This is a genomic window from Kitasatospora sp. NPDC029312 (assembly GCF_055569215.1).
Genome location: NZ_JBVHXY010000033.1, coordinates 1 through 6,436 on the forward strand (window position 1 = coordinate 1; position 6,436 = coordinate 6,436).

A 6,436-nucleotide genomic window follows, 5' to 3' on the forward strand; every position below is an offset into this window, starting at 1 on the left:
CTCATAGCGCCGATGGTACTGCAGGGGGGACCCTGTGGGAGAGTAGGACGCCGCCGAACAATTCTTCTGAAAAGGCCCTGCCCGGGTTACCGGGCAGGGCCTTTTCGCGTTTCCGGGACCGACGGCTCCGGCCCTGGTCGGACCGCTGAAACAGCCGTTTGAGTCGCGCTCGGACCGTGGTGGCGGCTGTGTGCCGTACCTGGCGGATCTACGCCCGTAGCGCTCCCTTCACGGCCCTTCTGAGGGCAGGGACAGGGGCCGCCCGACCCCTCCTCACGTCCCGGCCGGGACGCTCGTGATGACGGCGAACACCGCGTCCTGCGGGTCGATCAGTTGGGCGAGGCGGCCGACGCCGTGGACGTCCGTGGCGGGGATCCGTACTTTCGCGCCGAGGCGGTCGGCGATGGCGAGGCTGGCGTCCACATTGGGGACCTCGAAGTAGGGCAGCCAGTGCGAGCCGGTGCCGCGTGCGGTGTGTTCGGGGGTGAGCTGCATGATGCCGCCGTGGGCGTCCTCGGTGCCGCCGCCGGCCGGGGTGAGGACGGTGTAGGAGGACTCTCCGAACGGGACGTCCTGCTCCTGCCAGCCGAAGACGGTGCGGTAGAAGGCCTTGGCCCGCTCGGCGTCGACGCTGTAGCACTCCGCCCAGCAGAGGCTGCCCTCGTCGTTGACGAGGTCCAGGCCGCGGGTGTCGTGCGGTTGCCACACGGCGAAGTCGGCGCCGGTCGGGTCGGTGTAGCCCGCCATCCGGCCGGCGGTGAAGACGTCGAAGGGCGGGAACCGTACGCGGCCGCCGGCCTGTTGCACGAGTTCGGTGGTGCGGTCGGCGTCGAGGGTGGCGAAGTACAGGGTCCAGCCGGGGCCGGAATCCTCGTCGGCGAGCGGGCCGAGAGCAGCGACCGTGCGGCCTTCGAGCTGGAAGAAGCCGTAGCCGCCGGCCTCGGGGCCGGCCGAGTCGAAGGTCCATCCGAACAGGGCGGCGTAGAAGTCGACGGAGGCGCCGGTGTCGGCGCTGCTCAGGTCGAGCCAGTCCGGGGAACCGGGACGGAAGGCGGTGTTGAGCATGACGGCACTTGCTCCTCGGGCGGGGCCCCTGCGGGCGTGATCGGCACCCCCTGGACCTTCCAGCCTGGCACCCGGGCGGGGACGGTGCACGGCGGGCTCTCCCTCCGGGGAATCCGCCGCTGCCCCGCTCGCCCGGGGCGCTGCCCGCTGTCCCGGCGGCTTCCGCGCGGTTCCGGGGTTGTCGGCGTGGAGCGGTACGGTGCGTGACGGAAGGGTCCACCCGTACCGGTCGAAGAGGGGGCTCCGGTGGGCAAGCAGCCGCTGTCGGGGCAGCAGACGCAGCAGGCGCCACGCCAGTTGGCGCAGGTCGAGGGCGTGCTGGAGCGGATCACGTACGCCAACGAGGAGACCGGCTACACCGTGGCCCGGGTGGACACCGGCCGGGGCGGGAACGACCTGCTGACCGTCGTGGGCGCGCTGCTGGGGGCACAGGTCGGGGAGTCGTTGCGGCTGCACGGCCGTTGGGGTTCGCACCCGCAGTACGGGCGGCAGTTCACGGTGGAGAACTACACGACGGTGCTGCCGGCCACCGTGCAGGGGATCCAGCGCTACCTGGGCTCGGGGCTGATCAAGGGGATCGGGCCGCGGTTCGCCGAGCGGATCGTGGAGCGCTTCGGGGTGGACACCCTGGAGGTGATCGAGAACGAGCCTGGCCGGCTGATCGAGGTGCCGGGGCTGGGGCCGAAGCGGACCAAGAAGATCGCGGCGGCCTGGGAGGAGCAGAAGGCCATCAAGGAGGTGATGGTCTTCCTGCAGGGGGTCGGGGTGTCGACCTCGTTGGCGGTGCGGATCTACAAGCAGTACGGCGACGCCTCGATCGGCGTGGTCAGGAACGAGCCGTACAAGCTGGCATCGGACGTGTGGGGCATCGGCTTCCTGACGGCGGACCGGATCGCCCAAGCGGTGGGCATCCCGCACGACAGCCCGGAGCGGGTGAAGGCGGGACTGCAGTACGCGCTGTCGCAGAGCAGCGACCAGGGCCACTGCTACCTGCCGGAGGAGCGGCTGATCGCGGACGGCGTGAAGCTGCTGCAGGTGGACGTGGGGCTGGTGATCGACTGCCTGGCCGAGCTGGTGGCCGCGGAGGGGGTGGTGCGCGAGACGGTGCCGGGGGAGGCGGGCGAGCCGATCACCGCCGTGTACCTGGTGCCGTTCCACCGCGCGGAGATCTCGCTGGCCAATCAGTTGCTGCGGTTGCTGCGTTCGGATGCCGACCGGATGCCGTGGTTCGCGGATGTGGACTGGCCGGTGGTGCTGGAGTGGCTGGCCAAGCGGACGGGGGCGGAGCTGGCGCCGGAGCAGGAGCAGTCGGTGCGGCTGGCGCTGACGCAGAAGGTCGCGGTGCTGACGGGTGGGCCGGGCTGCGGGAAGTCGTTCACGGTGAAGTCGATCGTGACGCTGGCCCTGGCCAAGCGGGCGAAGGTGGTGCTGGCGGCGCCGACCGGTCGGGCGGCGAAGCGGCTGTCGGAGCTGACCGGGGTGGAGGCCTCGACGGTGCACCGGTTGCTGGAGCTCAGGCCGGGCGGGGACGCCGCGTACGACCGGGACCGGCCGCTGGACGCGGACCTGGTGGTGGTGGACGAGGCCTCGATGCTGGATCTGATCCTGGCGAACAAGCTGGTCAAGGCGGTGCCGCCGGGCGCCCACCTGCTGTTCGTGGGGGACGTGGACCAGCTGCCCTCGGTGGGGGCGGGTGAGGTGCTGCGGGACCTGCTCGCCGAGGACGGGCCGATCCCCTCGGTGCGGCTGACCCGGATCTTCCGGCAGGCGCAGCAGTCGGGCGTGGTGACCAACGCGCACCGGATCAACGAGGGCAAGCCGCCGCTGACGGAGGGTCTGACGGACTTCTTCCTGTTCGTGGAGGACGACGTGGAGCGGGCGGCCGGGCTGACGGTGGACGTGGTGGCGCGTCGGATCCCCCAGAAGTTCGGCTTCGACCCGCGCCGGGACGTCCAGGTGCTGGCGCCGATGCACCGGGGCCCGGCCGGGGCGGGGAACCTGAACACGCTGCTGCAGGCGGCGGTGACGCCGGCCCGGGAGGGGCTGGCGGAGCGGCGCTTCGGCGGGCGGACGTTCCGGGTGGGGGACAAGGTCACTCAGATCCGCAACAACTACGACAAGGGGCGGAACGGCGTCTTCAACGGCACAGTGGGAGTGGTGACGGCCCTCAGCGTGGACGACCAGCGGCTGACGGTGGTCACCGACGAGGACGAGGAGGTGGTGTACGACTTCGACGAACTGGACGAGCTGGCCCACGCGTACGCGGTGACGATCCACCGCTCGCAGGGCAGCGAGTATCCGGTGGTGGTGATTCCGGTCACCATGTCCGCTTGGACGATGCTCCAGCGAAATCTGCTTTACACCGCGGTGACCAGGGCCCGAAAACTGGTGGTGCTGGTCGGGTCACGGAAGGCGATCGCCCAGGCCGTACGGGCCGTCAGTGCAGGTCGGCGGCATGCGGCGCTCGATCATCGGCTTGCTTCTGGATGATTGTCCGACAGGATGGTTGCCTCTAAGGTTCTCTTGACGTGAAGAGATTTACGGCAGAGCCTAGGGTGGTGCCGATCTTGTCCGGTTCGTACCGGCTGCGGCGGCAGGTTTTGTAGGGGCGGGCCCTTCCGGGCCACCCCGGGTGCGCGACTGTCCTCCGGATGGGGGATGGTAGAGACAGTCAGGGCACCTTGGAAGAGGATTCATTTCGTCGGTGAGGAAGACGTGAGCGACAACTCGGTAGTACTGCGGTACCAGGACGGCGAGTACGAGTACCCCGTCGTCGAGAGCACTGCGGGCAACTCCGGCTTCGACATCTCGAAGCTGCTCCCGCAGACCGGCCTGGTCACCCTGGACAACGGCTTCGGTAACACCGCCGCGTACAAGTCCGCGATCACCTTCGTGGACGGTGACAACGGCATCCTTCGGTACCGCGGCTACCCGATCGAGCAGCTCGCAGCGCAGGGCGGCTTCATCGAGACCGCGTACCTCCTGATCAACGGTGAGCTGCCGACCGCGGACCAGCTGGCGGAGTTCAACCGCGAGATCACCCAGCACACGCTGCTTCACGAGGACGTCAAGCGCTTCTTCCAGGGCTTCCCGCGGGACGCCCACCCGATGGCCATGCTGTCCTCGGTGGTCGGTGCGCTCTCCACGTTCTACCCGGAGAGCCACAACCCCTTCGACGCGGCCCAGCGCCACCTGTCGACCGTCCGCCTGCTGGCCAAGCTGCCGACGATCGCCGCGTACGCGTACAAGAAGGCGATGGGCCAGCCCTTCGTCTATCCGCGCAACGACCTGAGCTACGTCGAGAACTTCCTGCGGATGACCTTCGCCGTCCCCGCCGAGGACTACGAGCTCAACCCGGTCATCGTCAACGCCCTGGACAAGCTGCTCATCCTGCACGCGGATCACGAGCAGAACTGCTCGACCTCCACCGTGCGCCTGGTCGGCTCCAGCCACGCCAACCTCTTCGCCTCGATCTCGGCCGGCATCTCGGCCCTGTGGGGCCCGCTGCACGGCGGCGCCAACCAGGCCGTGCTGGAGATGCTGGAGGGCATCCAGAAGGACGGCGGCGACGTCGACTCCTTCATCACGAAGGTCAAGAACCGCGAGGCCGGCGTCAAGCTGATGGGCTTCGGCCACCGCGTCTACAAGGCCTTCGACCCGCGCGCCGCGCAGGTCAAGCTGCTCGCGCACGAGGTCCTCGGCCAGCTCGGCAAGAGCGACGAGCTGCTGGAGATCGCGCTCAAGCTGGAGGAGCACGCCCTCAAGGACGACTTCTTCATCTCGCGCAAGCTGTACCCGAACGTGGACTTCTACACCGGCCTGATCTACCGCGCCATGGGCTTCCCGACCAGCATGTTCACCGTGCTGTTCGCCCTCGGCCGGCTGCCGGGCTGGATCGCCCACTGGCACGAGATGATCAACGACCCGACCAGCCGGATCGGCCGTCCGCGCCAGATCTACACCGGCACCGCGATCCGCGACTACGTCGAGCTCGACCAGCGCTGACGCACCCCGCACGAGCGAGGAGGGGCCCGGCCGCTGCTGAGCGGCCGGGCCCCTCCGGCGTCCCCGCGCCCCGGACCCGGAAGGGCCCGCGCGGGGACGGAACGAGCGGCGCACGACTCCGGGGGCGGCCGCAACCGGGGACGGCCGCTCAAAGCGTCCCTGACCCGCCGCAACCCCGGCGCCGTGCGCGAAGGCCGTCGAGGAACCGACGACCGTTCCCGGGGCCCGCCGGAGCCCCGTCGGCGGCAGCCGTCGGATGAGGGGCGCATTGCCGTTGATCGCGTCCCGGCCCGTCGGAAAAACTGCCGCACTACCAACCTAAGACGTATCAGGGTGCGAGAAGTTACGCCCGGGGGGTGTGAGCTGCCTCTCGCCACGCTCCGTAGGCGCCTCGTTCCGGGCTCATACCACACCTTCCCGCGCGCCCGACGTCACCCTCCCCGCAGTCACGGCAACCGAGCGTGATAGGAATCGTGGCATTCCGGTACGGACCGTCGCGCACCCTTGCAGCGCGGCGGCAGAACTGGGGAGGGAGTGCGCAGATGGCCAGGAACGTCGTCGTCACCGGCGGTGGTACGGGAATCGGGTACGAAGTCGCGCGGCGGTTCGCCGAGGCGGGCGAGCACGTGGTGATCGTCGGTCGGCGCCGTGAGGTCCTGGAGAAGGCCGCGGCCGACCTCGGACCGAACGTCACTCCGCTGGTGTGCGACCTCGCGGACCCGGACGCGGTCGAGGCGGTGCTCGACGAACTGCCCGAGCGGATCGACGTGCTGGTGAACAACGCCGGCAGCCGGGAGACCGTGGCCGGCGGCGGACCGCACGCCCTGCTGGCCCGGTGGCGCGGTGACTTCGAGCGCAACGTGCTGACCGTGGTGCTGCTCACCGAGTCGATCCGGGACCGGCTCACCCCCGGCTCCGGCCGGGTGGTCACCATCAGTTCCATCGCGGCCCTGCGCGGGGCCGGCTCCTATGGCGCCGCGAAGGCCTCGCTGCACGCCTGGAACCACTTCCTGGCCGCCCAGTTGGGCACCTCGGGGATCACCGCCAACATCGTCGCGCCGGGGACGGTCAGCGGCACCGAGTTCTTCGGGCCGCGGCTGGACGAGGCCGAGGTGGCACGCCGGGCGGCGCGCACGCTGCTCGGCCGGATCGGCGAGTCCGGAGAGGTCGCGGCGGCGGTGCACTTCCTGGCCTCGCCGGAGGCCGGGTTCATCACCGGCGAGATCCTGCACTGCAACGGCGGCGAGCTGCTGGGGCGCTGAGGCGCTGGAGCGCGGCGGGGGGGGGGGGGGGGGGGGGGGGGGGGGGGGGGGGGGGGGGGGGTGGGGGGCGGTGCGCGGTGCTAGCTTGTAGGCCGCAACCACCC

Annotated in this window: 4 protein-coding genes; 3 read left to right on the forward strand and 1 reads right to left on the reverse strand. The window is 70.3% G+C overall.

Features of this window, described 5'->3' with window-relative positions; genetic code table 11:
• Positions 1-273: 273 nt before the first annotated feature.
• Positions 274-1,065, reverse strand: a complete 792-nt coding sequence (locus ACZ4WV_RS24775; protein ID WP_465750242.1) for a VOC family protein — start codon at positions 1,063-1,065, stop codon at positions 274-276.
• A gap of 246 nt (positions 1,066-1,311) precedes the next feature.
• Here ACZ4WV_RS24775 and recD2 point away from each other — a divergent pair, with 246 nt between their 5' ends.
• The 3 genes from recD2 to ACZ4WV_RS24790 all read left to right on the forward strand — a co-directional run bounded on the left by recD2 (position 1,312) and on the right by ACZ4WV_RS24790 (position 6,332).
• Positions 1,312-3,555: an SF1B family DNA helicase RecD2 gene (gene recD2 / locus ACZ4WV_RS24780; RefSeq protein WP_465750244.1), complete on the forward strand. Its 2,244-nt coding sequence runs from the start codon at positions 1,312-1,314 to the stop codon at positions 3,553-3,555.
• Between the two features lie 225 nt (positions 3,556-3,780).
• Positions 3,781-5,070: a citrate synthase gene (locus ACZ4WV_RS24785; RefSeq protein WP_465750246.1), complete on the forward strand. Its 1,290-nt coding sequence runs from the start codon at positions 3,781-3,783 to the stop codon at positions 5,068-5,070.
• A 542-nt stretch (positions 5,071-5,612) separates the two neighbouring features.
• Positions 5,613-6,332: an SDR family NAD(P)-dependent oxidoreductase gene (locus ACZ4WV_RS24790; protein WP_465750247.1), complete on the forward strand. Its 720-nt coding sequence runs from the start codon at positions 5,613-5,615 to the stop codon at positions 6,330-6,332.
• The last annotated feature ends 104 nt before the right edge of the window (positions 6,333-6,436 follow it).

Coding starts and splice junctions, on each gene's coding strand:
- ACZ4WV_RS24775 (WP_465750242.1), bottom strand. CDS start 1,065: ATGCTCAACACCGCCTTCCGTCCCGGTTCCCCGGACTGGCTCGACCTG.
- ACZ4WV_RS24790 (WP_465750247.1), top strand. CDS start 5,613: ATGGCCAGGAACGTCGTCGTCACCGGCGGTGGTACGGGAATCGGGTAC.